Origin of the sequence: Levilactobacillus brevis ATCC 14869 = DSM 20054, from assembly GCF_001433855.1 — a bacterium.
Taxonomy (GTDB): domain Bacteria; phylum Bacillota; class Bacilli; order Lactobacillales; family Lactobacillaceae; genus Levilactobacillus; species Levilactobacillus brevis.
This window is the reverse complement of the sequence record NZ_AZCP01000007.1, coordinates 28,932-55,177: the sequence shown is the minus strand read 5'-3', so window position 1 is coordinate 55,177 and position 26,246 is coordinate 28,932. Positions and strand designations below refer to the sequence as shown.

Annotated in this window: 25 protein-coding genes; 6 read left to right on the top strand and 19 right to left on the bottom strand. The window is 46.5% G+C overall.

The window, feature by feature from the left end:
- Positions 1 to 154: 154 nt before the first annotated feature.
- Together FC61_RS11730 and FC61_RS11725 are read right to left on the bottom strand one after the other, a co-directional pair.
- Entirely contained in the window at positions 155 to 2,614 is a 2,460-nt protein-coding gene (locus tag FC61_RS11730) for a phosphoketolase family protein (protein WP_021740984.1), read from the bottom strand.
- A 264-nt stretch (positions 2,615 to 2,878) separates the two neighbouring features.
- Positions 2,879 to 3,607: a GntR family transcriptional regulator gene (locus FC61_RS11725; protein WP_021740985.1), complete on the bottom strand. Its 729-nt coding sequence runs from the start codon at positions 3,605 to 3,607 to the stop codon at positions 2,879 to 2,881.
- Between the two features lie 266 nt (positions 3,608 to 3,873).
- Here FC61_RS11725 and FC61_RS11720 point away from each other — a divergent pair, with 266 nt between their 5' ends.
- On the top strand, positions 3,874 to 4,290 hold the full coding sequence (locus tag FC61_RS11720) for a MerR family transcriptional regulator (protein ID WP_021740987.1): 417 nt from the start codon (positions 3,874 to 3,876) through the stop codon (positions 4,288 to 4,290).
- Positions 4,291 to 4,384: 94 nt separating this feature from the next.
- Here FC61_RS11720 and FC61_RS11715 read toward each other — a convergent pair whose 3' ends face one another.
- The 4 genes from FC61_RS11715 to purR all read right to left on the bottom strand — a co-directional run bounded on the left by FC61_RS11715 (position 4,385) and on the right by purR (position 8,148).
- Entirely contained in the window at positions 4,385 to 4,744 is a 360-nt protein-coding gene (locus FC61_RS11715) for a DUF3899 domain-containing protein (RefSeq protein ID WP_011667261.1), read from the bottom strand.
- Between the two features lie 106 nt (positions 4,745 to 4,850).
- Complete coding sequence (locus FC61_RS11710) at positions 4,851 to 5,831, bottom strand: ribose-phosphate diphosphokinase (RefSeq protein WP_011667260.1); 981 nt, start codon at positions 5,829 to 5,831, stop codon at positions 4,851 to 4,853.
- A gap of 82 nt (positions 5,832 to 5,913) precedes the next feature.
- Positions 5,914 to 7,293 (bottom strand): bifunctional UDP-N-acetylglucosamine diphosphorylase/glucosamine-1-phosphate N-acetyltransferase GlmU, encoded by a 1,380-nt coding sequence (gene glmU / locus FC61_RS11705; protein WP_021740990.1) that lies wholly within the window; start codon positions 7,291 to 7,293, stop codon positions 5,914 to 5,916.
- A 15-nt stretch (positions 7,294 to 7,308) separates the two neighbouring features.
- A complete protein-coding gene (gene purR, locus FC61_RS11700) occupies positions 7,309 to 8,148 on the bottom strand; it encodes a pur operon repressor (RefSeq protein WP_024525705.1) in 840 nt (279 codons plus the stop codon).
- Positions 8,149 to 8,637: 489 nt separating this feature from the next.
- Here purR and FC61_RS11695 point away from each other — a divergent pair, with 489 nt between their 5' ends.
- Entirely contained in the window at positions 8,638 to 9,078 is a 441-nt protein-coding gene (locus FC61_RS11695; RefSeq protein WP_021740992.1) for a hypothetical protein, read from the top strand.
- A gap of 144 nt (positions 9,079 to 9,222) precedes the next feature.
- Here FC61_RS11695 and FC61_RS11690 read toward each other — a convergent pair whose 3' ends face one another.
- The 4 genes from FC61_RS11690 to FC61_RS11675 all read right to left on the bottom strand — a co-directional run bounded on the left by FC61_RS11690 (position 9,223) and on the right by FC61_RS11675 (position 12,668).
- Positions 9,223 to 10,020, bottom strand: coding sequence for a metal ABC transporter permease (locus FC61_RS11690; protein WP_021740993.1), 798 nt, complete (start codon positions 10,018 to 10,020; stop codon positions 9,223 to 9,225).
- Positions 10,013 to 10,711: a metal ABC transporter ATP-binding protein gene (locus FC61_RS11685; RefSeq protein ID WP_011667255.1), complete on the bottom strand. Its 699-nt coding sequence runs from the start codon at positions 10,709 to 10,711 to the stop codon at positions 10,013 to 10,015. Before FC61_RS11685 ends, FC61_RS11690 begins: the two co-directional genes overlap by 8 nt.
- Positions 10,708 to 11,643: a metal ABC transporter solute-binding protein, Zn/Mn family gene (locus tag FC61_RS11680; protein WP_021740994.1), complete on the bottom strand. Its 936-nt coding sequence runs from the start codon at positions 11,641 to 11,643 to the stop codon at positions 10,708 to 10,710. Before FC61_RS11680 ends, FC61_RS11685 begins: the two co-directional genes overlap by 4 nt.
- 92 nt (positions 11,644 to 11,735) lie before the next feature.
- The gene (locus FC61_RS11675) at positions 11,736 to 12,668 is read right to left on the bottom strand and encodes an alpha/beta hydrolase (RefSeq protein WP_024855176.1); all 933 of its coding nucleotides are present in this window, start codon (positions 12,666 to 12,668) and stop codon (positions 11,736 to 11,738) included.
- Positions 12,669 to 12,805: 137 nt separating this feature from the next.
- Here FC61_RS11675 and FC61_RS11670 point away from each other — a divergent pair, with 137 nt between their 5' ends.
- The 3 genes from FC61_RS11670 (at position 12,806) to FC61_RS11660 (ending at position 15,534) form a co-directional block, all read left to right on the top strand.
- Positions 12,806 to 13,786, top strand: coding sequence for a LytTR family transcriptional regulator DNA-binding domain-containing protein (locus FC61_RS11670; protein WP_035464082.1), 981 nt, complete (start codon positions 12,806 to 12,808; stop codon positions 13,784 to 13,786).
- Positions 13,787 to 13,939: 153 nt separating this feature from the next.
- Positions 13,940 to 14,791, top strand: coding sequence for an ABC transporter ATP-binding protein (locus FC61_RS11665; protein ID WP_021740996.1), 852 nt, complete (start codon positions 13,940 to 13,942; stop codon positions 14,789 to 14,791).
- Positions 14,788 to 15,534 (top strand): ABC transporter permease, encoded by a 747-nt coding sequence (locus FC61_RS11660; protein WP_021740997.1) that lies wholly within the window; start codon positions 14,788 to 14,790, stop codon positions 15,532 to 15,534. Before FC61_RS11665 ends, FC61_RS11660 begins: the two co-directional genes overlap by 4 nt.
- A gap of 62 nt (positions 15,535 to 15,596) precedes the next feature.
- Here FC61_RS11660 and FC61_RS11655 read toward each other — a convergent pair whose 3' ends face one another.
- From FC61_RS11655 to FC61_RS11630, 6 genes are all read right to left on the bottom strand, one after another.
- Positions 15,597 to 15,917 carry a hypothetical protein gene (locus FC61_RS11655; RefSeq protein WP_021740998.1) on the bottom strand — a complete coding sequence of 107 codons (321 nt, stop codon included), beginning with the start codon at positions 15,915 to 15,917 and terminating at the stop codon, positions 15,597 to 15,599.
- Positions 15,918 to 15,935: 18 nt separating this feature from the next.
- Positions 15,936 to 16,427: a hypothetical protein gene (locus tag FC61_RS11650; RefSeq protein WP_021740999.1), complete on the bottom strand. Its 492-nt coding sequence runs from the start codon at positions 16,425 to 16,427 to the stop codon at positions 15,936 to 15,938.
- 172 nt (positions 16,428 to 16,599) lie between these two features.
- Positions 16,600 to 17,514 carry an ROK family protein gene (locus FC61_RS11645; protein WP_035464084.1) on the bottom strand — a complete coding sequence of 305 codons (915 nt, stop codon included), beginning with the start codon at positions 17,512 to 17,514 and terminating at the stop codon, positions 16,600 to 16,602.
- Positions 17,498 to 18,973 (bottom strand): 6-phospho-beta-glucosidase, encoded by a 1,476-nt coding sequence (locus FC61_RS11640; RefSeq protein WP_042516670.1) that lies wholly within the window; start codon positions 18,971 to 18,973, stop codon positions 17,498 to 17,500. The genes FC61_RS11645 and FC61_RS11640 overlap by 17 nt, the downstream gene beginning before the upstream one ends.
- Positions 18,974 to 19,208: 235 nt before the next feature.
- Complete coding sequence (locus FC61_RS11635; RefSeq protein ID WP_021741004.1) at positions 19,209 to 20,369, bottom strand: ROK family transcriptional regulator; 1,161 nt, start codon at positions 20,367 to 20,369, stop codon at positions 19,209 to 19,211.
- Between the two features lie 22 nt (positions 20,370 to 20,391).
- On the bottom strand, positions 20,392 to 21,792 hold the full coding sequence (locus tag FC61_RS11630) for a glycoside-pentoside-hexuronide (GPH):cation symporter (RefSeq protein ID WP_021741005.1): 1,401 nt from the start codon (positions 21,790 to 21,792) through the stop codon (positions 20,392 to 20,394).
- A gap of 278 nt (positions 21,793 to 22,070) precedes the next feature.
- Here FC61_RS11630 and yicI point away from each other — a divergent pair, with 278 nt between their 5' ends.
- Positions 22,071 to 24,359 (top strand): alpha-xylosidase, encoded by a 2,289-nt coding sequence (gene yicI, locus FC61_RS11625; protein WP_021741006.1) that lies wholly within the window; start codon positions 22,071 to 22,073, stop codon positions 24,357 to 24,359.
- Positions 24,360 to 24,447: 88 nt separating this feature from the next.
- Here the strand turns inward: yicI and FC61_RS11620 are convergent, their stop codons facing one another.
- From FC61_RS11620 to FC61_RS11610, 3 genes are all read right to left on the bottom strand, one after another.
- Positions 24,448 to 25,026 carry a uracil-DNA glycosylase family protein gene (locus FC61_RS11620; protein WP_011667245.1) on the bottom strand — a complete coding sequence of 193 codons (579 nt, stop codon included), beginning with the start codon at positions 25,024 to 25,026 and terminating at the stop codon, positions 24,448 to 24,450.
- 14 nt (positions 25,027 to 25,040) lie between these two features.
- The gene (ispE, locus tag FC61_RS11615; RefSeq protein WP_011667244.1) at positions 25,041 to 25,895 is read right to left on the bottom strand and encodes a 4-(cytidine 5'-diphospho)-2-C-methyl-D-erythritol kinase; all 855 of its coding nucleotides are present in this window, start codon (positions 25,893 to 25,895) and stop codon (positions 25,041 to 25,043) included.
- A 114-nt stretch (positions 25,896 to 26,009) separates the two neighbouring features.
- On the bottom strand, positions 26,010 to 26,246 hold the full coding sequence (locus FC61_RS11610; protein WP_011667243.1) for a Veg family protein: 237 nt from the start codon (positions 26,244 to 26,246) through the stop codon (positions 26,010 to 26,012).

Sequence of the window (26,246 nt, the reverse complement as noted above, 5' to 3'; positions counted from 1 at the left end):
CTTTAAAAATAGTCGCTGAGAATCCTAAACATTCGGTATTCTCAGCGGCTGTTATTATACACAAAAAACCGTTACCCAGGCGCTTTCACGCTTGAGTAACGGTTCAAAATGTTCACACCAACTTGTGGCGTTTCAATTTTAGTTAATCAAAGAATTACTTCTTCAATGGCGTCCATTGCCACTTAGTGAATTCTTCAATATCGCGACCTTCGTCACGGGTAATCTTAAAGTGCTTAGCTAAGATGTCGTCCATCTTCTTGTCGAAGGCCTTGCCGGCAGCTTCGTCGATAACGCCCTTGGCAATCAAGGTGTTAACAGCATCTTTAGCTTGGTGGAACCGATCCAATTCGGAGTATACACGCATGTCGTAAGCAGTCGTGATATCACCATCTTCACGGTAACCATGAACGTGTAAACCAAGGTGTTGACGTTCGTAGAAGAAGGATTCGATCAAGTCTTCGTAACCATGGAAGCCAAAGACAACTGGCGTACCAGATTCGCCGAAGAATGAACTGAATTCGCTGTCGCTAAGTGCACGGTCATCGTTCAATGGGCCGTTCTTCTTTTGCAGACGTTCTAGTTCAACAACGTTCACGTAACGCATCTTAACAGCTGGGAAAGCATCGTTGATCAAGTCAACAGCTGCCAACGTTTCGATGGTTGGTTCAACACCAGCAGAAGCAAAGACGATATCAGCATCTTCACCTTCAGCAACAGTAGAAGCCCAGTCGATGGTCTTAAGACCCTTCGTAGCCAATTCTTCGGCTTCGTCGATTGAGAACCATTGTTGACGAGGTTGCTTAGAAGCAACAATGTGGTTAACCTTTTGACGGTCCTTGAAGGCCCGGTCAAAGACAGCTAACAATGTGTTCCCATCAGCTGGAAGGTATTGACGGATAAAGTCAGACTTCTTTTCAGCCAAGTGGGTTAACATACCTGGATCTTGGTGAGTGTAACCATTGTGGTCTTGTTGGAACACAGTGGATGTTGAAACCAAGTTCAAGGATGGGTAATCATTCCGCCATGGTTCTGCAGCGGCTTGACGAATCCACTTGAAGTGTTGCGTGGTCATTGAGTCAACAACCCGCAAGAATGATTCGTAAGAAGTGAACACACCGGTACGACCAGTTAAGGTGTAACCTTCAAGCCAACCTTCAGCTTGGTGTTCTGATAATTGGGCATCCAAGATACGGCCTTCTGGAGCTTCGTATTGGTCATTTGGTTCCTTGACCTTACTCATCCATTGACGGTTCGTAATCTTGAACATTTCCCAAAGACGGTTAGACATCGTTTCATCAGGTCCGAAGATCCGGAATGATGTTGGGTTCTTTGTGGCAACGCCAGCAAAGAAGGTTGACAGAACGTTCATATCCATGTTCTTGTTACCATCTGGCAACTGAGTCCCACGGTTAGATTCGTTGATGTCGTTAGCGTAGTCTTTCCAGTTTGGTAAGTCGAGTGTTTCTGGCTTTTCGCCACGAGCACGGCCACCATTAGCAACTGGGTTAGCAGCCATCCGCTTGTCACCCTTAGGGGCAAAGTCAGCGACTTCTGCCTTCAATGAACCGTCAGCATTGAATAATTCAGCTGGCTTGTATGAGTTCATCCATTCTTCGAATTCAGGAAGTTCTTCGAAGTTGTTTTGGCTTAAACCAAGTGGAACTTGGTGAGCACGGAATGAACCTTCGATTGGTTCGCCGGCTGGGTTGTGCTTAGGACCGCCCCAACCCTTTGGTAAGCGCGCAATAACAACTGGCCAAGCTGGGATAGTCCCATCTTCGTACTTGCCGTTTTCACGAGCGTCTTTTTGGATTTGCTTAATATCAGCAATTGCTTGATCAAATAACTTAGCCGCTTTTTCGTGGTAAGTCATGTAATCATGAATGTCATCGTTTTCGAGGAAACGAGGTGACCAGCCCAAACCTTCAAAGAACTTAGCGATCTTGTCATCGCTCATCCGTGAGAAGATAGTTGGGTTAGAAATCTTGAACCCGTTAAGGTCAAGAATTGGCAACACAGCACCGTCGTTCTTAGGGTTCAAGAACTTGATGGAGTTCCATGCAGTCATTGCAGGGCCCGTTTCAACTTCCCCATCACCAACAACCGTGAAGGCAATTTGGTCTGGGTTGTCTAAGACAGCACCAGTTGCGTGGGAAAGTGAGTAACCAAGTTCGCCACCTTCGTGGAGAGAACCTGGAGTTTGAGCAGTCATGTGAGAACCAATCCCACCTGGGAATGAGAACCGCTTGTACAAACGGGACATCCCTTCGAGGTCTTGGGTAATTTCAGGGTAAGCATCCGTGTAGGTGCCATCCAAGTAAGAGTTGGTTACCATTACTTGGCCACCGTGACCAGGACCACCAATGTAGAACATGTTCAAGCCGTACTTGTTGATCAAACGGTTAGCATGTGCGTACAGGAAAGTTTGGCCGGAGATAGTCCCCCAGTGTCCAATAGGCTTAACCTTAACATCATCCTTTTGGATGGGTGTGTTTGTAACTGAGAACAATGGGTTGCTCTTCAGAAAAATCATACCACCGGAAAGGTAAGTCGTGGCACGCCACCAAGCGTCAACTTTTTCCAAGTAAGACTTGGAATCGTAATCTACTGCCATGAATTTTTACACTCCTTCTTCAAGTAACATAACGTCAAAAAACCATCAACGTAAATCACAAGAGGTCAATTTACACTACCTATGATACTGACTTTTTTCAAAAAGTCAACATTATCTGAAATTGATACGGTCCAATTCCAAATAATTCGATTCTCATTATGCCATTTCACAAACACCCCTTCAAGTAAACTGCTCAACTTCCGGCAATTTTCTTCAAGGGGTGCTTGATTGTGTAGGGGCCAACCCGCTAGTCTGACAGGTATTCTAGTCCTGATCCAGATTCACAAACGTATTATATTTCAGATACTGATAATGCAAGCGCATATTGGAAACTTCAAAGGGAGTACCGTCATCTAAGAAGAAAATGCCCGCCATGACGCCAACCGGTTCAGTTTTAGAAAGATTTAATAACTGCTGATCTTCTCTGGTTGACGGCTCAGCCGAAATTGACAAAAAAGAACGACTGACAGACTGTCCCTTAATCTCTTGTAAATAATTAAAGATTGAGTGCTGGGCAACTGTCGGCGTTAATGCCGGCAAAATCTTAATTGGAATATATCCTGTCTCAATAATAATAGGTCGCTGATCAAATAACCGCAGACGTTTAATCTGGTAAACAAAATCAGTGCTTTCTAAAAATAGATCCTGCTGTAACTCTGGGGTGGCTACAATCACTTGGTAGTCTAGTAATTCACTCTTCGGTTGGCTATCCCCGACCTGAAAGCTATCCGTCACACCCAAATTTTTCCCTTCATAGTGAAAGGCCGATTTATTCTTCAAAAAGAAGGGGTTAATAAAGGTCCCCGCCCCACGTTTTCTAAAAACAATGCCCTGCTCAGCCAATCGATTCACAGCCCGCTTTACTGTGCTACGACTGACTTGATACCATTCGCTTAATTGCTGTTCATCTGGCAGTCTTTTAGTGGCAAAATCTCCAGCCAGAATTCGCTGTTTCAGATCATGAACGACCCGTTTTGATACGCTATCTACCATACAAATAACTCTCCTAAAAACTAACTCACACGTTCACATTATTTGCGTTCAGTATACCAGATTTTTCTGAGTAGTCGCAGCGGTTCTTCCCCAGAAGCGTCTTGGCTAACTATCATGGGCAAACGTAACTTCACCCTTTAGCAATTTACCCGATTTTTTAAATAACTGGCCTAACCACCCTGAATTTTGATTATTTTCAGTAGTCCTTGACCCCCTCAGTTCCTTAACGTGGTAACCTATTCGCAATCGAGAGGAGGTGACGTGCGATGAACACCAGAGATTTCGCTGGTAAGGTCGGCTGTAATTGTAGCACCCTGCGGACTTATGAACGGGCGGATTTGTTGATTCCCCAACGAACTGCTACGAATCACCGCAACTATACAATAGCCGACCTAGCAACCTATCGCATTATTCATAGCCTACGGCGGGCGGGCTTACCATTAAGTGATATTCACCATATTCTTCAACTCCGATCGGCAGATGTTAATGCCACGTGTTCGGCAGATACACTGCGGTTTATCATGGGCAAACACAGCCAATTTATTGCCGATCAGCACTTTTACACGGCGTTATCCGGACTCACTGACCAACTCTCAGCCGCCCTCACCCGTTCGACCGTCTCTCGTAGCGAAGTAGAACGGATGATTGAAGCAATCGGTGAACTGGATGATCAAGTCATCTAAGATAACCTGTTACGCTGGAAATTATGGCTGGGGGAACCCCCGGCCTTTTTGAGTATAAAAAAGGCAGTCGTCAACGACTGTCTTTAAGTCAAATTTAAATGGTAAAAACGATTCCCAAAATCACGTAGCAGACACCTGCGACTAACCCAAAACGGGCAGGGGCATTGATGACAATGGGGCTGTTTTTTACGCTCGCCACGTGGCGCACGGGTACTTTCTCATCTGGCAATGGCTCCACCTTTTGTCTAAAGGCGCGGCGGAACAATCGCCGAGTCCCCGTCAATAGATGCCCGCGTAGCAACACACAGATAGCACCAAAAACAATTAAGGCTAGACCAACCATGAATAATAAATTACCAATGGTTAACAATGACTGGCCTAAAATCTTCATCACTAAGGCCACCAATAAGCCTGCACCAACCGTTCCGGTCGCTGCTCGTTGCCATTTCTTCATATTGTCATTCCTCACTCTCGTAGCCAAACCTAATCCCATCTATTGTCCATCACTTAATGAAAAAACTTGAGCCAACGCACCGCGCCGCTCAAGTTTTTAGATGACTTTATTGTTCTTGACTGTGAAACCGATTCTTGAACAATGGACTGACTGGGCGATTCTCATTAATCCGCTTGATAGCTTGACCCATCAATGGACCCACAGAGATCTGTTCAACCTTATCAATCATCTTGTCAGCAGTTAACTGAATCGAATCCGTCACCACTAACTTCTTGATTGGCGACTTCTTAATCCGTTCAATAGCTGGCCCAGATAAGACCGGATGAGTACAACTAGCATACACTTCCAAGGCACCGGCATCCATTAGAGCTTGTGACCCTAATGTAATCGTTCCGGCTGTATCAATCATGTCATCAATCATGATACACCGCTTACCTTTGACGTCTCCAATAATATTCATGATTTCAGCCACATTAGCCTTAGGCCGCCGCTTATCGATAATCGCAATTGGCGCCTTCAAGAATTCGGCTAACGCCCGGGCCCGCGTCACACCACCATGGTCAGGTGAAACCACGACCGCATTTTCAGCCAAACCACTGTTAATGAAGTAGTCGGCCAGGAGCGGCGCACCCATCAAATGATCCACTGGTACATCGAAGAACCCTTGAATTTGAGCTGCATGCAAATCAAGTGCCAAGACCCGGGTAACCCCGGCCGTTTGCAACATATTTGCGACCAGCTTAGCCGTAATTGGTTCTCGTGACCGGGCTTTCCGGTCTTGACGAGCGTACCCGTAGTACGGAATGACCACGTTAATGGTTGCCGCACTGGCCCGCCGTAACGCATCAATCATAATCAACAGTTCCATTAAGTTATCGTTAACGGGAGCTGACGTTGATTGAATCACGTACACGTGACATCCCCGGACACTTTGTTCAATGTTGATCCGAATTTCACCATCACTGAAACGGTCCACCGACGTTTTCCCTAACTCAACACCAACCTCGTCAGCAATCTTTTGTGCCAACGGTTTGTTGGAGTTCAACGCAAAAATCTTTAATTTAGGGTCAAAATATTGCGTAGCCATAATTTCCTCCAATAGCATTAGTCTGCCTGAATTTCCTACAATAATTTTATGCTATCGCGTCGGGAAACACAAGACCTTCCGCTTAATCTTCACCGCGATAAGGTAGTTTCTGATAATAATTGGGTTTATTCGTTTGGCGCTGACGAGCAATTGCCATATCGTAGCGGTTTACGGCATCGGTAATTGTAGAGCCGGCTGCAATAAAACTATGGTCGGCAACGTCTAGTGGCGCAACCAAATTAGAGTTTGAGCCGATAAAGGCATCATCCCCCACGACAGTTTCATGCTTGTTCTTACCGTCATAGTTGACGAAGACCACGCCACAACCCACGTTGATGTTCTGACCTAATTTAGCGTTACCCACATAAGTCAAATGACCCACTTTGGTGCCTTCACCAATCGTCGCCTTCTTAACTTCAACAAAGTTCCCCAAATGAACTTTAGGTCCAATGTGAGATTCTGGCCGTAAATGACTATTGGGTCCAATGTTCGACCCACTGGCCATATCGGAATCTTCCAATAAGGACGAGGTTACCGTGACGTGGTCAGCCAGTACCGCATTCCGTAATTCAGAGTGGGCACCAATGTAGCAGTCCTCCCCAATTACTGTGTTTCCTTTCAGTAAAACACCAGGTTCAATGATAGTATCTGCACCAATCTTGACACCTGCATCAATGTAGGTTGTCGCGGGATCGATTAACGTCACACCATCACGCATGTGGGCTTCGTTAATGCGGTCACGCATGATTTTGGTTGCCGCAGACAGGGCGACCCGATCATTAACTCCCATCGACTCATCAAAATTAGCCATTTGATAAGCGGCCACAATATCTCCTTGATGCTTCAAAATTTCGATGACGTCTGTCAGGTAATATTCTCCTTGAGCGTTATCATTTGACGTCTCATGGAGCGCTTTAAATAACTTTTGATTATCAAACACGTACACGCCGGTATTAATTTCGTGGATTTCTTGTTCTTCAGAATTGGCATCCTTTTGTTCAACAATCTTTTCCACGATACCAATATTATTCCGAACAATCCGACCGTAACCGGTGGGGTCTGGCGCCATTGACGTTAAAATCGTGGCAGCGGCATGTTTGGCTTCATGATAAGCAAATAAATCTTCAAACGTCTCTGCCCGGAATAGTGGCGTATCACCACTCACAATTAATGTTGTGCCGGCTTCATCCTTTAGCATGGGTTCGGTCTGTAGGACCGCATGCCCCGTCCCCAGTTGTTCGGCTTGTAACGCGTATTGTGTCCGGTCACCTAACGTTGACTTAACCTCATCGGCTCCGTAGCCCACAACCGTGACAATCTTGGACATATCTGTCTTTTCCACTTGCGTTAATACGTGGTCGACCATCGCTTTGCCACAAACTTTGTGCAGTACCTTATACAGTTTTGACTTCATCCGAGTGCCCTTACCAGCAGCAAGGATAATAGTATTTCTCGTTGTCATTTAACGATCTCCTAGCTAATTTAATTGAGTAGTTTCGTCACCAAAAATTTGCGTTAAATAGTTTCCGGGCGCAACCTTGATCTGTTCATCTTGCGTTTGAATCTTGACCAGAGACGTATATTTGCTAACCGTTCGTTGCCCAGCAAAATCCCCTTCAGCAAAGACGGCGACACCTGCCAACTGGGAATCAAACTCATCAACGAGGGAGCGCAGACCACCGACTGTCCCGCCACCCTTCATATAATCATCCACAATTAATACACGTGAACCGGGTTTCACACTTCGCTTAGAGAGTGCCATCCGTTCAATACGTTTAGTCGAACCAGAAACATAGTTCACACTGACCGTCGAGCCTTCTGTAATCTGTGAGTCGTGCCGGACAATCACAAATGGGACGTTCAGGTAATTAGCCACACTCTGGGCCAATGGAATCCCCTTGGTGGCGACAGTGACGACGACGTCCACGTTTTGGTTCAAATACTGGGTGGCTAAAATCCGCCCAATCTGCCGTAATGCTGCTGGCCGGCCGAGGATATCTGACATGTAGACGTAACCACCGGGCAAATACCGGTCGGCTGCAGACAACTCATCAATCATGTCTTCCACAAAACGTTCGGCTTCTTCACGGAGAATATAAGGAATAAACCGTGCCCCGCCAGCCGCCCCGGGAACCGTTTCTAACAAGCCGGTACCGCGGTTCTGAAATGTCCGTTTCAGAATCGTTAAGTCTTCGCTAATCGAGGACTTGGCTGATTCGTAACGGGCCGCAAAAAAGGTCAATGAGACCAATTGATGGGGCCGTTCTAGCAAATACCGGGTCATATCGACCAATCGGTCACTTCTTCTGACTTTCAACTACTTCACCTCAACTATTTTCTATCAATGATATGTAAGGCCAATTTTAGCATAATTGTTCGGGTTTTTCGCTATATTTCCATGAGAAATCTGAAAACTTGCGGAATTTTAAGAAAACCAACCATTACTCACAGCTTATTCGCTGTAAAAATCGGTCAGTTCCGCATGCTCTCCCTTGCTGATCCGCCTTCCAGACACGCGTCTCATGTAAGTCGCTGTGAATGTTGGGCCAGGCTTTGTGGTAAAGGAGACAACCACGAGTAATTTCTAATGTGCCAGCATCATGACTCGGTGCTATTAATTCATCAAATTAAGTAAACGTTCTAGACCCCCAGTTTGCACATTCACCACCGTATTGAAGGAATAAATCTCATCTCGTCACTACTAACCAAAGTTTGACCAATTTAAAAACAATCCCACCTCAGCACCTCATAACTGTGCTTTCTTTGTCATCACGTATAATAATTATAACAATGGGGAGGGAATCGTATGCACCACAATATACTGGCACTTCGCATGCAAGTGACTGCTGATTTTAGTCGGCCACTAAACTACGTTGTTTCCTATCTGCAAGGTCTGCCAATCTTCGTATTACTCATTCTCGTAAACTGCCGGTTTATCCCTGGTTACTTTATTTTCAATTGGGATGCTACCTCTTGGTACTTCACTCTTTGCTATAGCCTATTACCAATTGCCCAAATTCTCATCGCCAAGCGCGAACTAACATTCAGATTAACAACACATGATCATTTTAATTTCTCAAGAAAAGACCCCATATTTTTCTCAAGTGTTTTGCAACTTCCTATTTATGATAGAGAAAAAGATTTCTTAGATATCCAAGTAGCTATGCTGTTCATAGAAATGATTGCTATGCCAATCATTCTGCCAGTTCTGACACTTTCACTATACTTTAGGAGAAAAGGCGCATGAAAAAACAATATGTAATAGTTGCGTTAGGATTATCTTTAGGTTTATTTTTCCGGAATATTTCTGTTTCAAATATATCAGACTTTGCAAGAACTAATAAACGGGACGCAGACCATCACTGGCCTACGTCCCGTTTACTATTATTATCTATTCTGCTGTTTGAAGTCGTTGCCATCCCAACGCAATAAAGTAGAAAATTGCCTCAATTGCCGCGATAAAAAACGACACGGGATAATTAGTGACATAGCTTAGCGTTAAGCCGGCCCAGACCCCAATCAGCGCCAAACCAATCGCCAGGATCATCATGCCACTCACGGTATGGGCAAAGTATTTGGCTGTGGCCGCAGGAAGCGTTAATAAAATGAAGATCAGTAACGACCCCACAATTTGGGCCGCCACACTCACACTCAAGGCGACTAAAACCAGGAAGGTGATGGATAAGGTATTGGTCCATAACCCCTTAACCCGGGCACCCGTATGGTCAAAAGAATCAAATTTTAAGAATCGATAGATCACAAAGACCACGATTAGAACTAAGATGGATAGCCACAACATCTGGCGCACATCACTGGCACTGATGCCAATGACGCTCCCAAATAAAATACTGGTTGCGTAACTGGCATTCTTATTGGCTAATGACAAGAATAAAATTCCCAACCCAATAAATAATGCCGAGATCGCACTAGTGGCAGCCTCCCGCCGTTCACTCCGCGCACTCAACTGACCAACAATGACCGAACTAACAACGGTAAACAGGAGCATTCCGTTCAGCGGCGCCCAGCCAGCGAAGACCCCGAAAGCGGCCCCGGAAAACCCAATTTCCGACAAGGTATGGGTCAAAAATGACATATTCCGGGCAATCACGAAGACCCCCATAATGCCACAGATAATCGCAATAATGGTTCCCGCCGCAAAGGCGTTACGCATAAATTCATAATTAAACATGTTCGCCCTCCCACACCTTCTCTTGCGTTAGCCCCGCAATCGGTCCTTGCTCGGTACCTTGGGGGGTCAACATGAGGTAACGTGAACTGTACTTACGGGCCATCGGAATATCATGGGTGACAAATAGCACCGTTAACTTCAGGCGTTGATTTAACTCAACGACTAAATCCAGTAATTCGGTCTTGGTTACTGGGTCTAAGCTCGCCGTCGATTCATCGAGAATCAACAAGTTAGGCGCCTCCACTAAGGCTTGGGCGAGATAGGCCTTTTGTCGTTCTCCACCGGAGGCTTGACCAATCGGCCGCTTAGCCAGCGTGGTTAGCCCAGTTTCCGTCAAAATTCGCTCAATTTTTTTCCGCTCTGACCGCGATAACCAGGGCCATTTCCACCCCGTGAGGTTTAAACCGACAAAATCTTGAATGGTCAGCGGATAATCGGCATCGATGTTACGAAATTGGGGAACATACCCGATCTTGACATCCGCGGTATGCGGTAAGTATTGCACCTGTCCGTGTGTTGGCCGCAGTTGGTGTAGGATCGTGCGCATTAACGTGGTCTTTCCCACCCCATTTTTACCAACGATACTCCAAAATTCTCCTTGATGGATCGTTAAGTTCAGATCGGTGAAAACGGGGTGATTGGGGAAGGTCACGCCTAAATGATCTAATTTTAAAATTGGCGTTGTCGTCATGAGTGACTGTCCTCCTGAATCCGTTTGACTTGCTGGTACTGACTAAGCATCCACGTACGATAGCTTTGATGGGCCGGCATAGTCTCTGTGACCTTGACTACCGGCACATGATACCGTCGTGCGAGTTGCACCATGGCCGTCACATTCTTGCTGGAATTTTGGGTATTTTCTACAAAAAATGCGATGCGATGATGTTTGATTTGCGCTTGAAGGTGGGTAATATCGGCCGGAGTCGGATCGCTGTCCTCTTCGATGGCCTGGGCAAAGTGCCCGTCACTCACACGATACCCCATGGCCGTCAAGGCAAGATCGAAAACAGGTTCACTAACCGCCACTTGCTGGCCTTTCGCCTGTCGCTTGATCTGCCGCGCCAACTTAGGTAATACTGCTAGCTGACGCTCATAGGCGGCACCGCGGCGACGATAGGTTGCTGCTTGACTGGGATTCAGTCGGCTGAATTGGGTCACTAGTCGCTGAGTTACCGTCATCATCACGGTGGGATCGGACCATAAATGCGGATTGTCACCGGTCTTTTTTCCCATCAACTTACCAATCGTTAATGTTTTGGTACCGGCATCTTGATTAGCGGCAACCACCCGATCCATCCAGCTGTCATATCCCAGGCCATTTTCAACTACCACATCAGCGTGGGCAACTTGTTTGGCCGTTTTGATATCCGGTTCATAACTTTCAGCATCAATGCTGGGGCTATTAATCACAGTCGTCACGTGACCACTATGGCCGAGAATTGCCTGCGCCGCTTCACCATAAAATCCCAATGTAGCAACCACATTAATTTGTCGGGACTGCTTAGCTGTCGAAGTCGGCTGACACCCTGTTAGTGTGGTTAGTGTGACCAATACCATGACCATCACACCTAATAACCCTATCTGATGCCCATTTAGCCACTTCTTTCGCTGCACGTCCGTCATCCCAATCCTTCAAAAATTAAATGTAAACAGTAATGATTACCGTTTAGTAGTTTACCAGATATTGAAAACTTGTCAACCAGCGTTTCACTCGATTACGCAATGATCGTTGACAAAAAATCCGCGACAAGTTGATCATATTTGACGGGGTCCGCATCCCGCGTAGCAATATGTTCGGCGTTAGGATCACAATATTTTTGTTTCGGTCCGGCCGCCGCTTGGTACAAAATATCTAAGTTTTCCACCGGAACCGTCGTATCCTTGGCCCCGTGAATCAGTAATAATGGGATCTGGCTTTTCTTCAATTGTCCCGCAATGTCACCATCCGCCAAACGGTAATCGCCCCACCGTGAGTATTGGTCAGCAATCGTTAAGGTTGGCCGGGCTGGAACATGAAAATTATGCCACATGCGATAACGCGCCTCGCCCAAGACACTGGCATATCCTGAATCGGCAATAATTGCTTTAACATTCGTTGGTAAGTCCTCACCAGCCGTCGCCATCACAGTCGCGGCACCCATGGAAATTCCTAGCAGTACAATCTGGCTGTCCGCACCGTTTTGGTCAATAACCTGCGTAATCCAGCCCTGGTAATCGTGCCGATCTGGCCACCCATAGCCAATCGTATGACCATCGCTTTCACCGTGAGCGCGAGCATCGGGCATCAATACGGCATAGCCCCAATCATGAAAAACCCGGGCCCATGGAATCATTTGCTCGCGAGCATGACCTAGGCCATGGGCTAAGATGACCACTTTCGTTGTTGGTTGCTTAGCAGCTAACCAGCTTGCGCGTAAGCATAACCCATCTGCCGTCATTTGTGTCCATTCAACCGGATGATGGCGCAAATACCAGGCATTATCAGCAGCTGTATTCTCACTAATCGCCCGTTCTTTGGATTGTTGGCGACTGCGAGCATAAGACTTTGTCGCCGCTAAATACAATCCGGCCGCGGCACCCAGTACGCTAACAGCACCCACCGCAGAAAGTGCAGCAGCCCCACTCACTACTTTTTGCCAAGTCTTCATCACGATTACCCCATTTCTTTTTGTATTACCTTCACTGTACCGAAAAACTGCTAATCGTGCCACTAATTCCCTGACCATTTTGACAAGGTTTAATCGGTTAGAGATAATGAAGAAAACTGACTAGGAGCGTGAATAATGTGACACCCATTATCTTCGAAAAAGTCTTAAAACAAACGTCGCAAGGGACGCTGCTCAAAAATATTACCTTGACCATCCCTGCAGGCAGCCAAATTGGGCTTAAAGTCACGCACCAAGAAAGTCGTTGCTTTTTTAATTTATTGACTGGAAAAACCCGACCCACCAGTGGTCAACTTGTCCGAAACGATACCACAATCATGGCTAATTTAACGACGGATGCGGGGTACCCCCAGCTTACCGTAAGTCAATACGCCCACCTATTTCTGAAGCTTAGTGCTCATCCAATCGACCTTGCGGCTGCCCAAGAAGCACTAGCCCTTCATGAGGTCTGGCATCTACCACTAAAACGGCTGAGTCAAGACCAACAACAGCGCGTTGTCCTTTTACGCCTGGTTGTTTTACATCCTGATTTAGCCTTCTTAGAAAATCCCTTAAATGAACTCAGCGATGACGGGATTCAGCTGTACCTTCAAGGACTCGCATACCTACGACAATCGGGTGTGACCGTTATCTGCACCGCTCCTTACTTGGAAGAACTCCTCCTAGTCAGTGACACCATTTATCGATACAGCCCAACGGGATTAGAAAGCGTCGATTTAAAACCAGATACGCCTGACACGACCGGTCCCGCTATTCACCCCACACAAGTCTTTAAGATTGCCTGCAAACAAGACGATAAAACCATCTTCTTTAGTCCTGACGAAATTGACTTCATCGAAAGCATCAATTCCATCAGTACGGTCCACGTTGGCAATGATACCTTTTCCTCTACCTTGACGCTGACAGAACTGGAAGCCAAACTTCAACGCTTTGGTTTCTTTCGGTGTCACCGTTCCTACTTAGTTAATTTACAGCGAATCGCCGAACTGATTAGCTATTCACGCAACAGCTATACCCTTATTCTCAAGGGCCATCCAGCACCAAAACTTCCTTTATCACGCACCCGGTTGGAAGAATTACGCACTTTGATCTCTTTTTAGTGGTACCACCCACCTTACTGTGGTCACTACTCGCCAATCATTCAGCACAATTGGCCCGATTTTAACGACATATCGTCCCGATGCTGCTAAATTAGAGGCAGCGATTAAGTCCTGTGACCTAATCTATTTTAAACCTCAAAGGAGCAACGACACATGACAACCACTGCCATTCAGGTTCAGCATCTAGCAAAACATTTTAAAACCACTAGTGCGTTACGTGATCTTTCCTTTACCGTTCATCAAGGAGAGATCTTCGGTTTTCTCGGCCCCTCGGGTGCTGGTAAAACAACGACCCTTAAAATTTTAACTGGGCAACTCGCTCCCAGTGCCGGAACGGCCACTGTCTTAGGACACGACGTCACCCAACTAACACCCGCCATTTATGAACATGTGGGGATCGTTACCCACAATAGTGGCCTGTACGACCGATTATCGGTTACCGCCAACCTTCGTTTCTTTGCCAAATTATTGGGCGTTGCTACGACGAAGGTTACCCCGCTACTAGCCCGCGTCGGCCTCAGCGAACAACAGCAGCAATTGGCAGGAAAGCTGTCACAAGGACAGCGACAACGATTAATCTTAGCGCGCGCCGTGTTGCATGCCCCAGCAGTCCTATTTCTAGACGAACCAACTAGTGGTTTAGATCCCAGCACGGCACTGGCGATTCATCACTTAATCCGAGATCTTCGAGATCAAGGAACTGCTATCTTTCTCACCACGCACAACATGACCGAAGCCACTAAACTTTGTGACCAAGTCGCTTTACTTAACGACGGTCAAATCGTTGAGTTGGGTACACCACAAGCCTTACGGTTAAAATATAACCGGCATCAAAATTATCGTGTCTTATTTCAGGGAGAGACTGCCGCACAAACCCTCAGTGGTCCAGCTGGGCAGACGATTATTGCCCGGGAAATAACCGCTGGTCATATTGTGACCATTCACTCAGGAGAGCCCACACTAGAAGACGTTTTCTTAGAAGTTACCGGGAGGAATTTAGAATGAACCGCCACTGGCAAAAAATTCAGGCAATTGCACAACTCAAGCTTCACATGATTATTCATAACTTATCCATTTCATTTATCCCCGCCTTTTCGATGTTAATGGTCTATCTATTACGTCTAATTATTCACGACCAATCAACTGCCGCCGACGCTGCGAGTGCCATGGGTGGCGCCTACTTGCTTAGTTTCGGCCTGCTATTCAATACCGTTATGGGTGGTATTATGATGTGCAGTGGTCCATTGGCCGAAGAAAAGGAAAAACACACCCTACGCGTCTTGATGACTGCTTCTGTCAGCGGATTAGATTTCTTCATTGGCAGTGCTTTACCAGTACTGGTAATTATTGAAGTAGTTAACGTTCTAATGATCCCTATTGCTGGGGTGGCGTGGTCCGTCATTCCCTGGGGCAGCTTTCTGTTAATATCTACCATCTGTGCGCTCATCAGCATGTTACTGGGTTACATGACGGGAATCTTGTCAAAAAATCAAACACAGGCTGGGATCGTCAGCATGCCGTTGCTATTTATCTTCACCATGCTGCCCTTCTTCCGCGTTCTCAACCACACGCTTGAGATGCTTGCCAACCTAACCTATTCGGGGATCCTCACTCGATTGGTCGATCAAACCTTGGATCAGGGCTATCACTGGGATTTCCAAGATATTGCCGTGCTACTTATTTGGCTAGTTATCGGCGTGGGCCTGTTTCTTTACGCTTATCGCCGTAATGGTCTGGATAGCGATTAATCTTAAACTACTTTCAAAAGGGAGAACCTGGTCGCCAATGACCACGTTCCCCCTTTTATAAATTAATCAATTGCTAGGCTAACTAGAATCAGTAACACTGCTAACCGAGCAACATGATGTTGCCAGTGAATCCGCCCCATTGCCCAACCATGTTCCAACGCCGCCAACCAAATGATACCGGCCAACACAGCGATAATATCGCTAAACAACGGCCGGAGTAGAAAAAAGCTCAGCCACCCTATCAACAGGCATCCCACGTTCAGCCAGCCTGAAAGCTGCAACCACAGACTTTCTTTTCGATAGCTGGACCCATTCACAATTGTCACAATCCCCACTATTGATATGAATCCAAGTAATCCGTATTCCCCAATGACCTGTGCCATGTCGTCATCCCCTTACCCCTACTTTGGCTTGACGACCCACTTAATGCCTTTAACCAGCCAGACACCTAACACTAACAATGGGCCAAACATCAACAATAAAAAAGTGATCCACTGATGGACACAAAAAATATAAATCGGATTCAAAATTTCATCAGTACTTTGCGTATTTGCCAAGTTATATTCCCAGGGATTGGTTGACACCCCATTAGGTGACCACCGATACCCCTGATGGCTATTGGCCATATCCTGATGGTGTAAATCTAATGATCGCTTCTTATAGGACGCCATTTCCTGATTATTCTGCTGATACAGTCGGCGATAAGTTTTTCGTAATATCGGGTAACAGACCAGCCAGCTTAGCATCACCCAGCTAACAAACGGAGTGACTTGAAATGACCAGTGACCGTCACCACCTTCACCAGCAATTGCCAGCAAAGCTCCTAGGACCAGGGTGCCTTGGGCTAATGACCAAAGATACGCTCCCACCGTCCGAACTTGCATGCTCATCATTGTCCCACCTCCATTTTATCCCCTCGTCTAACTCTCAGCCGTTACTTGTAATATTAAAATCAAATGAGAAAAAGTCAACAAATTGCTATGTTCTCTCATAATAAATTTTTTCACCAACCTAACACAAAAAAGAGTCTGAGTTTTTTTCCCAGGCTCCATTTATCACATGTCATTACTCGTTTCCATTAGCGCTTAATGCGGCATTGGCCGGATGTTCCGTATAAAACTGAGCAGCTGCGCCAATCAAGTTGGCATCATTTAAGAAGCGGCAGGGCTGTAGATCAACGGTTAATGGTGAGTGGTGCGCCACCATTAACTGTTGAACCTGATCCTGTAAGTCAGCGACAAAGCCCGGCCGTGCCGAGATTCCTCCGCCAATTAATACCCGTTGGGGATTCAACCCAACAGACAGATTGAAGGCCCCACAACTCAACCAATGGGTCATCTCGGTCACACAAGTCTGGGCAACGGGATCACCGGCTTGGGCCGCCTGAAAGACTGTCTGGGCAGATACCGACGTCGCCAAGTGTTTCAATTGGGTAAACCGGGTGGCCATTTTTACCGGACTCCCAATTTCGCTCAGCGTTGCTCCCTGCTCGTTCATCACCATGTAACCAAACTCACCGGAAAACTGCTGCGGGCCGGTCATGAGCTGTCCGTTCATCACTACCGCACCCCCAATCCCGGTTCCGATAATCATGAAGACCGCACTGTCGAGCCCTTGAGCATTTCCTTGCCATAACTCCGCTAATGCCGCACAATTCGCATCATTTTGAATACTTACCGGAACACCTAAGGCACGGGTCAAGACGGCCTTAATCGGAAAATTATTCAAATAACTCACGGCACTCGTCCCTGAAATTTTACCAGCTACTGGATCAACACTTCCAGGTAAGCTGATGGCGACCCCCGTAATAGCGCTGGTCTGTCTCACTTTTAACTGTGTCAACGCCGCTAATAACTCCGGCCACGTAGCGGGGGTCATGAATTTTCCTTTATCGGTGAGCTGTTCTGCCTGCCACACACCATATTTAACCGTGGTACCGCCGATATCAATCACTAATAAGGGATCACGCTTTACTGCCATCATGTTCACCACCAGTCGGCGTTAAGTCAGCCCCATTCGAGGCAATTACCCGTTGATACCAATAAAATGAATCCTTACGGTAGCGAGCGAGGCTCCCACTGCCATCATCGTTCCGATCGACATAGATGAACCCATACCGTTTGGATAATTGACCCGTGCTGGCAGAAACAATGTCAATGGCACTCCACGGAGTATATCCCATTACTGGCACGCCATCTTCGGTCATCGCCAACTCCATTTGTTCAATATGGTCATGCAGATAGTCAATCCGGTATTGATCATGGACCTCATGAGTTGCCGTCAACTGGTCAATCGCGCCAATGCCATTTTCCACAATGAACAAAGGCAAGTGGTAGCGGTCGTTCATCCAGTTCAAACCATACCGCAGTCCTTGTGGATCAACTTGCCAGCCCCAAGCGGATTGCGGAACAAATTGGTTGGTCACCAAATCATCAGTTTCGTTATAAGAGAATTGGTCATCCTCATCGTCAGTCGCCGCGGTGGCAAAAGACATGTAGTAGCTAAAGCCCAAGTAATCGACCGTACCTTGCCGCAAATTAGCTAAGTCAGCTGCGGTGATGTCCAGATCAAACCCCTTGGTTTCAAAGTAGTTGGTCAACCAAGTCGGATACTGACCTTCAACTTGAACATCGGAATACCAGAAGCGCGCCTGCATAGCCCGTTGTGCCTTGAAGACATCACGGGGCTTATCCGTGGCGGGATAAACTGGTGAAAATGCGACCATCGCCCCAACCTGAAAATCAGGATTAATTGTGTGGGCGATTTGAACCGCAATCGCACTGGCAACAACCTCGTAATGGCTGGCTTGATACATCACTGCTTCGGCATTTTCTCCCGGCTGTACTTGAATACCTGAATTGGTAAAGAGCGTGAAGGCCCGATCGTAGTTAATTTGATTATTAATTTCGTTAAAGGTCAACCAGTAGGTCACCTTGTCGTGGTATCGTTCAAAGACCGTTTGAGCAAAGCGGGTAAAGAACTTAATCGTTTGCCGACTTCGGAAACCACCGTATTTGGTCACTAAGTGATAGGGCATCTCAAAATGGGACAACGTCACGACCGGTTCAATGTGATATTTATGACACTCATCAAACAGACGATCATAGAAGGCGAGTCCGGCTTCATTGGGTTCGACCTCATCACCTTGTGGAAAAATTCGGGACCACGCAATCGACGTTCGAAAACACTTGAAGCCCATTTCGGCAAAGAGTTTGACATCCGCGGGATACTGATGATAAAAATCCACAGCTTCATGGTTAGGATAGAACTCATTGGGTTGAACACCGGCGGTAATCCGCCGTTCATCGTGCGTCCCGGCGGCCGTCATAACATCGGCCACGCTTAATCCCTTACCACCGACGTCGTAAGCGCCTTCAACTTGGTGTGCTGCTACAGCACCACCCCATAAAAAATCTGCTGGTAATGTTTTTTTAGTCACAATACATCCTCCTTAGGATTTATCCTTACTTATTTTTCAGTCGCTGTGACACCCTCTAGCCTTGTCCGGTACGTTCCAGCCCATTTACCGCGACCAGAGGGCGGGCAAGTCCCACCAAAAGTAATTGTCATAGCTGAATCCAACTGCGTTGTCATACCACAACAATCCATTTTGTAAAAAATACGATACTGCCCTGCTCACCGCGAGCTGGCCGTATCGTATTTTTTCGGTGGCACTAATGATGCAGAATTAACCGCGTGCCAGTCATGTCCAGCACCTTGTGAATGGCTAAGGAGGCCCCACCTAACAGCGTGGCATACTTAACGTCCTTAGACATAACCAGTGGTGGCACTAGTGGCATAAAACTCAATTTCATTTGAACATTTTTTAAAATTTCCGGTAACTGGTCAATCAATGGGGAATTGAAGAAAATCAGTTGTGGATCGTACGCAATAATCAGATTGCTCGTCACCACGGCCAATTGATAGCAAAAGTCCTCAATTAGACGTGTGATTTGCGCATCCCCTTGTTCATTAGCCCGCACCAAGTCTGCTAGCGTGTATGTCGGTCGCCCTTTCAGGTGAGCAGCTTTAGCTAACAAAGCAGATTGCGACCATTCCTGATCGAAATTCGTCAGCTTAGCCAGTCGCTGCCGTGGCTTGTCCGGTTCAGTTAACAGCATTTGCCCAACTTCACCAGCTCGACCGTAGTTTCCAGTATACAATTGTTTATTCAGCAAGATCCCGGCCCCAACGCCTTCGTGAATACTAATTGACACCAAGCTTTGTAACTCCTGCTTGCTGTAATCCTGTTCAAAGATTGCTGACAAGTTCGCTTCATTTTCCATAATCACTGGAACATGATAGCGCTGCTTAAAGTAGCCCACCAAATCAACATCTTCAAAGTCCACGAAGGGTGAACTGATAATTTCATTTTGATAAACCACCCCAAAAATCGCAATGGATATCGCCTGTAAGCCATTGTCCACCTTGAATTTAGGTAGCTGCCGAATCATCTCTTCCATTTTGGCAACGATTTGATGCACCGTTAAATTATCAATCGGACTCTCACCATATTCGAGTGCCCGTCCATCTAATTGTGTCACCAGCATCTCTAAGGTTAACCCTGAAATGCTGAAATTAATCACGTAACCATAAGTCACATTGTAAGCCACTAATTCCGGCCGGCGACCGCTGCCTGAAGCGGCAGCTCGGGCCTCACCCTGACTGGTCACCAATTTGCGTTCAGTTAACGACCCAATAATGTCAGAAACTGTGACTTTATTAAGCCCTAAGAGCTTAGAAACCTCAGTTCTTGAAATGGGACCGTGATTCACAATTGCTTGAAGAACGGACCGTTCATTATGGTCCCGCATGACGTCCTTATTGATAATCATCTTGGGTCACTCACTTTTTGATTTATTCACCGTCTTCGGCGTTTTCACGAGCGTGCTTTTCAGCCAAGTCGCTTTGCATCTTCTTTTCGATGCCATCAACATGGTAGAACATCAACGCAATTCCGGATAAGGCAAAGCCCAAGAGTGGCACCCAAATGTAGTTTAATTCGATCCCGTGTAAGGCACCAGCCGTTTGGGTCTTGTTGGCAACGTAACCGGTCCCAGTCAAAATCCAACCAGTGATCACACCACCAATTCCCATCCCCAGTTTGGCACTGAAGCTAGAAAATGACGTTACAATTCCTTCGGCCCGTACACCGTTGATCCACTCACCGTAATCCACGGCGTCGGCCAACATAACGGCAATTAAACCAGAAACATAACCCGTTCCTAAGTAGCCAATAACCGTCGCAAAGATAATCATTGGCACACTCAGATTGTTAGCGCCCAAGCTCAAGAGTAATTGACCAATCACGGCCAAGATCATCCCACCGAGCATCGTGTTTCGCTTACCAATTCGGCTAGCCGTCCATGGTGTCAGAACCACGGCAACCAAGGCCACCAATTGTAAGCTCAATACAAGAGAAGCTAACGTGGCATCATGCATGTTGTACTTGAAGAAGTAAACCGTCACTTGTGACCGCGTTTGCATCCCCATCCAGTAAATAAAGTTGATAAAGATAATGATAGCCCATGGCCAGTTACGCTTCAAGGCTTTCAAGGAGTCTTTGATTGGAATCGACTTACGAGAACTCTTGGTTTGAACCCGTTCAGTCGTGTACTTGAAGACAAATCCAAAAATAACAACCACAATCACAGCAACAATCAAGGCCCAGATGAACCAGCCACGAGGACTTGTCGTAGACCCATGACCGAAGAAAGCGACCATCGTCAAGGTAATTCCAGTGATTAACGTGGCACCAGCAGTTCCCATAAATTGTCGAATAGTCGATAACGTGACCCGTTCTTGTGGGTTACTCGTTAATGATGGCAGAATTGAGGTAATAGGAATATTAACCGCCGAGTAAAGCACATCGACCCCAATATAAGTGACGTAAGCCCAGACTAATTTGCCGGTTAAACTCATATTTGGTGTCGTAAAGACTAACACACAGAAGACTGCAAATGGAATTGAGAACCATAACCAGTACGGTCGACTCTTCCCCCATTTGGTGTGGGTGTGGTCAATCATGATCCCCCAGAAAGGCCCATCAAAGGCATCCACAATCCGAGCAGCTAAGAATAACGTTCCGACAGCCGCAGCACTTAGGCCAAAGGTATCGGTATAGAAAATCATTAAGTATGTCCCCACCATTTGGAAGGACAGGTTGCAGGCGAAGTCACTAAAGCTATAGGCAATTCGCTCGTTCCAAGGAACCATATTTTTCATGGCTGGCTCGGCTTTAGCAGCATTTTCACTCATATTAAACACCTCTATAGTTTATGAATCCATTATGTGATACTGAAAATTAATGCTGAATCGTCGACATTCAAGAAAATTCAATTTTCGAAACTAAGCATACTGGAACCGCTTACACTTGTCAATACCCAGTTGGTTTAGTAAACCAATTTACTACATGAGTCGTCACTATTTCATGCTTTTGGCTAAATGAAAGCGTTGACATTTGCAAAAATCACAAGTACACTGAGTTTGTCGATTAAGAAATTCAATTTTCTAAAAATTTTGAGAGGTGTTCTTCCATGAAGTTTACGAACGGCTACTGGTTAACCCGACCACAATACCAAATTGAATCCCCACGAGAAGTCTTTGACTACAAGCAAACTGATAACAAGTTAACGCTGTACGCGCCATTCAAGTTTATCAATGAACGCGGCGACGAACTTAACCTAGGCATGAGTACGATCGACCTAACCTCACCCGTTGAAGGGGTGATTGGTGTTAAGCTGACGCACTTCGATCAAAACGAAAAAGGCCCCGCCTACCATATCAACAATCAAAACCCAGATGTTGCCATTACCACGGGCGATGATGAATTGACCTTTACCTCTGGCGGACTAACGGCCCGGATTCCCTTTAAGCAGGCGTTCCAATTAGACTTCTTAAATGGGGATCATTTGTTGACCCAATCCTTAGACAAGGCCCAAGGGGTCATCCATGATTCCTCAACTAATAAGGATTACATGCGCGAACAACTGAACGTGGGCGTAGACGACAAGGTTTATGGTCTCGGTGAACGGTTTGGTAACTTCATTAAGAATGGTCAAGAAGTCAAAATCACCAATCAAGATGGTGGGACAGCTTCTGAACAATCTTACAAGAACATCCCCTTCTATTTAACGGATGCTGGCTACGGTGTCTTCGTTGACCAACCACAAACGGTCGATTTCGAGATTACCTCTGAAAATGTTGACCGGGTACAATTCAGTACTGAAGGTCAATCACTGCAATACTATGTCATCTATGGGCCAACGCCACAAGAAATCTTGCACCGGTACACCCAACTGACCGGTCAAATGCAATTACCACCAGCATGGTCTTTCGGCTTGTGGTTGACCACCTCATTTACCACAGACTACAGTGAAAAAACAGTTATGAAATTCATCGATGGCATGAAGGAACGCAATATTCCACTAGATGTCTTCCACTTTGACTGCTTCTGGCAAAAGGGCTTCGAATGGAGCAACATGGAATGGGATCGTGACGAGTTCCCAGATCCCGCTAGCCTAATTAAGAAGATTCACGACCGCGGTATTAAGGTCTGTGTTTGGATCAACCCGTACATCGCCCAAAAAGGGAAGATGTTTGAAGAAGGTAAAGAAAAAGGTTACTTCGTCAAGCGTGAAAATGGCACCATTTGGCAATGGGATCTCTGGCAGGCCGGTAACGCCTTCGTGGACTTTACCAACCCTGACGCCGTGAAGTGGTACAAGAGCAAGCTTCAAGCCCTACTTGATATGGGGGTTGATTGCTTTAAGACCGACTTTGGTGAACGGATTCCAGTCGACGATGCCGTCTTCTTTGATGGCTCCGATCCGAAACGAGAACACAATTACTACACCCTGCAATACAACCAAGCGGTCTTTGAAACCATTGAAGAAGCCAAGGGGAAAGGTGAAGCTGTTGTCTTTGCCCGTTCCGCAACAGTCGGTTCTCAAAAGTACCCGGTTCACTGGGGTGGCGATGCCTTGTCCACTTTCAAGAACATGGCCGACACCTTACATGGTGGGCTGTCATTCTTGAGTTCTGGCTTTGCCTTTTGGAGTCATGACATTGGTGGTTTCGAGGATGGCCCCGATACACCAACGGCTGATCTGTACAAGCGGTGGACGCAATTTGGCTTGCTATCTTCTCACAGTCGTTATCACGGTAGTAACGTTTACCGGGTCCCATGGAACTTCGATGACGAAGCCGTGGAAAATACGCGCAAGTATGTCAATTTGAAACTATCCTTAATGCCCTACCTGTACACCCAAGCAGCTCATAACGCCGCTTATGGTAACCCACTAATGCGGCCAATGTGGTTCGACTTTACCCAAGACCTCACGGCGCACACGTTGGATAACCAATATATGTTGGGAAGTCAAATTCTGGTGGCACCGGTCTTCAATCATGAAGGTCACGTCAATCTCTATCTACCAGCTGGCAAATGGACCAGCATTATCGATGACAACGAATTCTACGATGTCAAAGATGGTAAGTGGCTCAGTCAAAACTACAGTGAGTTAGACCTCCCTGTTCTCGCCCGTGAAAATACCATTCTCTTACGGAATCCTAAGGCCGTTCATGCCGACTATGATTTCACCAAGGACTTGGATATTCACTTATACGACATGCACGAAGGTACCACCAGTGTTGCGGTTGTGGATCAAAAAGGCAAAGATGCTGGTAAGGTCACGGTTGACCGAACTGGTAACGAACTCAAGGTCACAACCACTGGTTTAAACGGTAATGCTACCATCTATATTCACGAAAACGGTAAGACCACTCAGGTCACCCTGGATGGTGCAGCTACAACGATTAAGCTGTAATCTGACAAACTAAAAACAGTTCCCCTAACGACCAGTGAGTCGTTGGGAGAACTGTTTTTTTGATCAATCCCCCGCTACAGGAAGATCTTTATTTTATAATTGATTGAATTCGCTGTTGCAACACGGGGACCACATCCGTCATAAACCACGGGTGTTGATTTTGCCACCCATAATTCAACGGTGACGGGTGAACTAACGGAAAATACGCCGGTAGATAGTCTTGAAAATGGGCCACCGTGGCGGTCAACGTCTTTTGCCGATTAGACAAGTAAGCTTTTTGCGCATATTGACCAATTAATAAGGTCAACTTTACTTTAGGCATCAACGCTAATAACGGTGCATGCCATTTTTCCGCAAAGCCCTTCCGTGGTGGTAAATCACCACCGTGAGCGTGTTTGCCCGGATAGTAAAAGTCTAACGGCAACACACCAATCTTGCCGGAATGATAAAATTGGTCTTTCGTCACGCCCATCCAGCTACGCAATCGATCTCCACTGGGATCATCCCAAAACGTCATTGATGCCTGCGCCTGTCGACTGGGCGCTTGACTAATCAGCAGGATCTCGGCATTTTCCTCTATATGATACAACGGCAAAATACCTTGCGCCGTGAAAGCTTGGTTTTCTGGATCTGCCTGAATCGCTTGAAAAACTTCATCTGCCGTCATTTGTCAGCTCTCCTCTAAGGCAATGGCCGCACCAAATACACCTCGCGACAGAACCCCTTCATTCCATTAAACACCCGTTGTGCTCGAGACTGCTTACTACATAGCCCAAAGACTGTGGGCCCCGTGCCACTCATTTGCGCTGCATCCGCACCAAATTTCATCATTTGTTGTTTAATTTGGGTGATCTCCGGATAGCGGTGAGCCGTCAAGGGTTCCAGCGCATTGCCCATCACCGCACACATCCCTTGAATATCCTGCTCGCGGATCGCGCGTAACAAGCCATCAATGTCCGGATGTTCCAAATGATCATACTGAATCTGCTGTAAGATGCTGGGCGTTGATACACTCACCTTGGGTTTAGCTAAAACTACCCACGCTGCCGGAAGCTTTGATAGTGGTGTGATCCGTTCGCCTCGACCTCGTACATGTGCTGTCCGACCATACACACAGTAAGGTACATCGGAGTCAATTTGTAACCCCAACTCCGCCAACTCTTGCCAGCTAAGTCCCAACGACCACAATTGGTTTAGTCCCCGTAAGACAGCCGCAGCATCGGAAGAACCACCACCCAAGCCAGCCGCTACGGGAATATTTTTTTTAATGCGAATATTGACCCCTTCGTCAATACCATAGTTTGTCTGTAATAAATGGGCCGCCTGAAAAGCGAGGTTCCGTTGATCATTCGGCAAAAAGCCGCTATCCGAAGCCACACGAATCCGCTTATGCTTCGTCAACGTTTGAATTTCCACATAGTCAGCCAAGTCAACGGACGTCATAACCATATTCCACTCTTCCGCCCCATCTTGGTGATGGTAAGGCGTGTCGAGCCCGAGGTTTATCTTGGCTGGCGCCTTTTCGATCAGTTGCATGAGCTCCACCTTACTTCTCAAGTAGACGCATCGTCTACTGTTCTCGTGAATCTGATTAAGCCCATTATACTATGGTTGACGGCAAAATAAAAAGGCCTTATCCGGCCCAATTATTTATTCATCAAAGTCAACTTCGATGTTCTTGGTTAAAATATCGGTATAACTGTAGGAAACCCGTTCGAACGAGTTTTCATCTTGGTCTAAATCAACCACAAAAACTGCTGGGTAAGTTTCCCGAAGAATTCCATGCCGCTCTGTCGTTTTTTTACGACCGGCCTGAGCAATCACCATGAGCTTTTCGCCAATGCGATCGTCCAGTTTGTTCTTAATGTTCGCTAAACTTGTTGGCAT

Bases quoted from the DNA above. Each gene is read 5' to 3' on its own strand.
- FC61_RS11665 (WP_021740996.1), top strand. From the start codon at position 13,940: ATGACAACCACTGCCATTCAGGTTCAGCATCTAGCAAAACATTTTAAA.
- FC61_RS11710 (WP_011667260.1), bottom strand. From the start codon at position 5,831: ATGGCTACGCAATATTTTGACCCTAAATTAAAGATTTTTGCGTTGAAC.
- FC61_RS11610 (WP_011667243.1), bottom strand. From the start codon at position 26,246: ATGCCAACAAGTTTAGCGAACATTAAGAACAAACTGGACGATCGCATT.
- FC61_RS11690 (WP_021740993.1), bottom strand. From the start codon at position 10,020: ATGTTTAATTATGAATTTATGCGTAACGCCTTTGCGGCGGGAACCATT.
- FC61_RS11645 (WP_035464084.1), bottom strand. From the start codon at position 17,514: ATGGCAGTAAAGCGTGATCCCTTATTAGTGATTGATATCGGCGGTACC.
- FC61_RS11730 (WP_021740984.1), bottom strand. From the start codon at position 2,614: ATGGCAGTAGATTACGATTCCAAGTCTTACTTGGAAAAAGTTGACGCT.
- FC61_RS11725 (WP_021740985.1), bottom strand. From the start codon at position 3,607: ATGGTAGATAGCGTATCAAAACGGGTCGTTCATGATCTGAAACAGCGA.
- FC61_RS11655 (WP_021740998.1), bottom strand. From the start codon at position 15,917: ATGGCACAGGTCATTGGGGAATACGGATTACTTGGATTCATATCAATA.
- FC61_RS11680 (WP_021740994.1), bottom strand. From the start codon at position 11,643: ATGACGGACGTGCAGCGAAAGAAGTGGCTAAATGGGCATCAGATAGGG.
- FC61_RS11630 (WP_021741005.1), bottom strand. From the start codon at position 21,792: ATGAGTGAAAATGCTGCTAAAGCCGAGCCAGCCATGAAAAATATGGTT.
- FC61_RS11720 (WP_021740987.1), top strand. From the start codon at position 3,874: ATGAACACCAGAGATTTCGCTGGTAAGGTCGGCTGTAATTGTAGCACC.
- ispE (WP_011667244.1), bottom strand. From the start codon at position 25,895: ATGCAACTGATCGAAAAGGCGCCAGCCAAGATAAACCTCGGGCTCGAC.
- FC61_RS11620 (WP_011667245.1), bottom strand. From the start codon at position 25,026: ATGACGGCAGATGAAGTTTTTCAAGCGATTCAGGCAGATCCAGAAAAC.
- FC61_RS11685 (WP_011667255.1), bottom strand. From the start codon at position 10,711: ATGACGACAACGCCAATTTTAAAATTAGATCATTTAGGCGTGACCTTC.
- FC61_RS11660 (WP_021740997.1), top strand. From the start codon at position 14,788: ATGAACCGCCACTGGCAAAAAATTCAGGCAATTGCACAACTCAAGCTT.
- glmU (WP_021740990.1), bottom strand. From the start codon at position 7,293: ATGACAACGAGAAATACTATTATCCTTGCTGCTGGTAAGGGCACTCGG.
- FC61_RS11675 (WP_024855176.1), bottom strand. From the start codon at position 12,668: ATGAAGACTTGGCAAAAAGTAGTGAGTGGGGCTGCTGCACTTTCTGCG.
- FC61_RS11715 (WP_011667261.1), bottom strand. From the start codon at position 4,744: ATGAAGAAATGGCAACGAGCAGCGACCGGAACGGTTGGTGCAGGCTTA.
- FC61_RS11650 (WP_021740999.1), bottom strand. From the start codon at position 16,427: ATGATGAGCATGCAAGTTCGGACGGTGGGAGCGTATCTTTGGTCATTA.
- FC61_RS11635 (WP_021741004.1), bottom strand. From the start codon at position 20,369: ATGATTATCAATAAGGACGTCATGCGGGACCATAATGAACGGTCCGTT.
- FC61_RS11695 (WP_021740992.1), top strand. From the start codon at position 8,638: ATGCACCACAATATACTGGCACTTCGCATGCAAGTGACTGCTGATTTT.
- yicI (WP_021741006.1), top strand. From the start codon at position 22,071: ATGAAGTTTACGAACGGCTACTGGTTAACCCGACCACAATACCAAATT.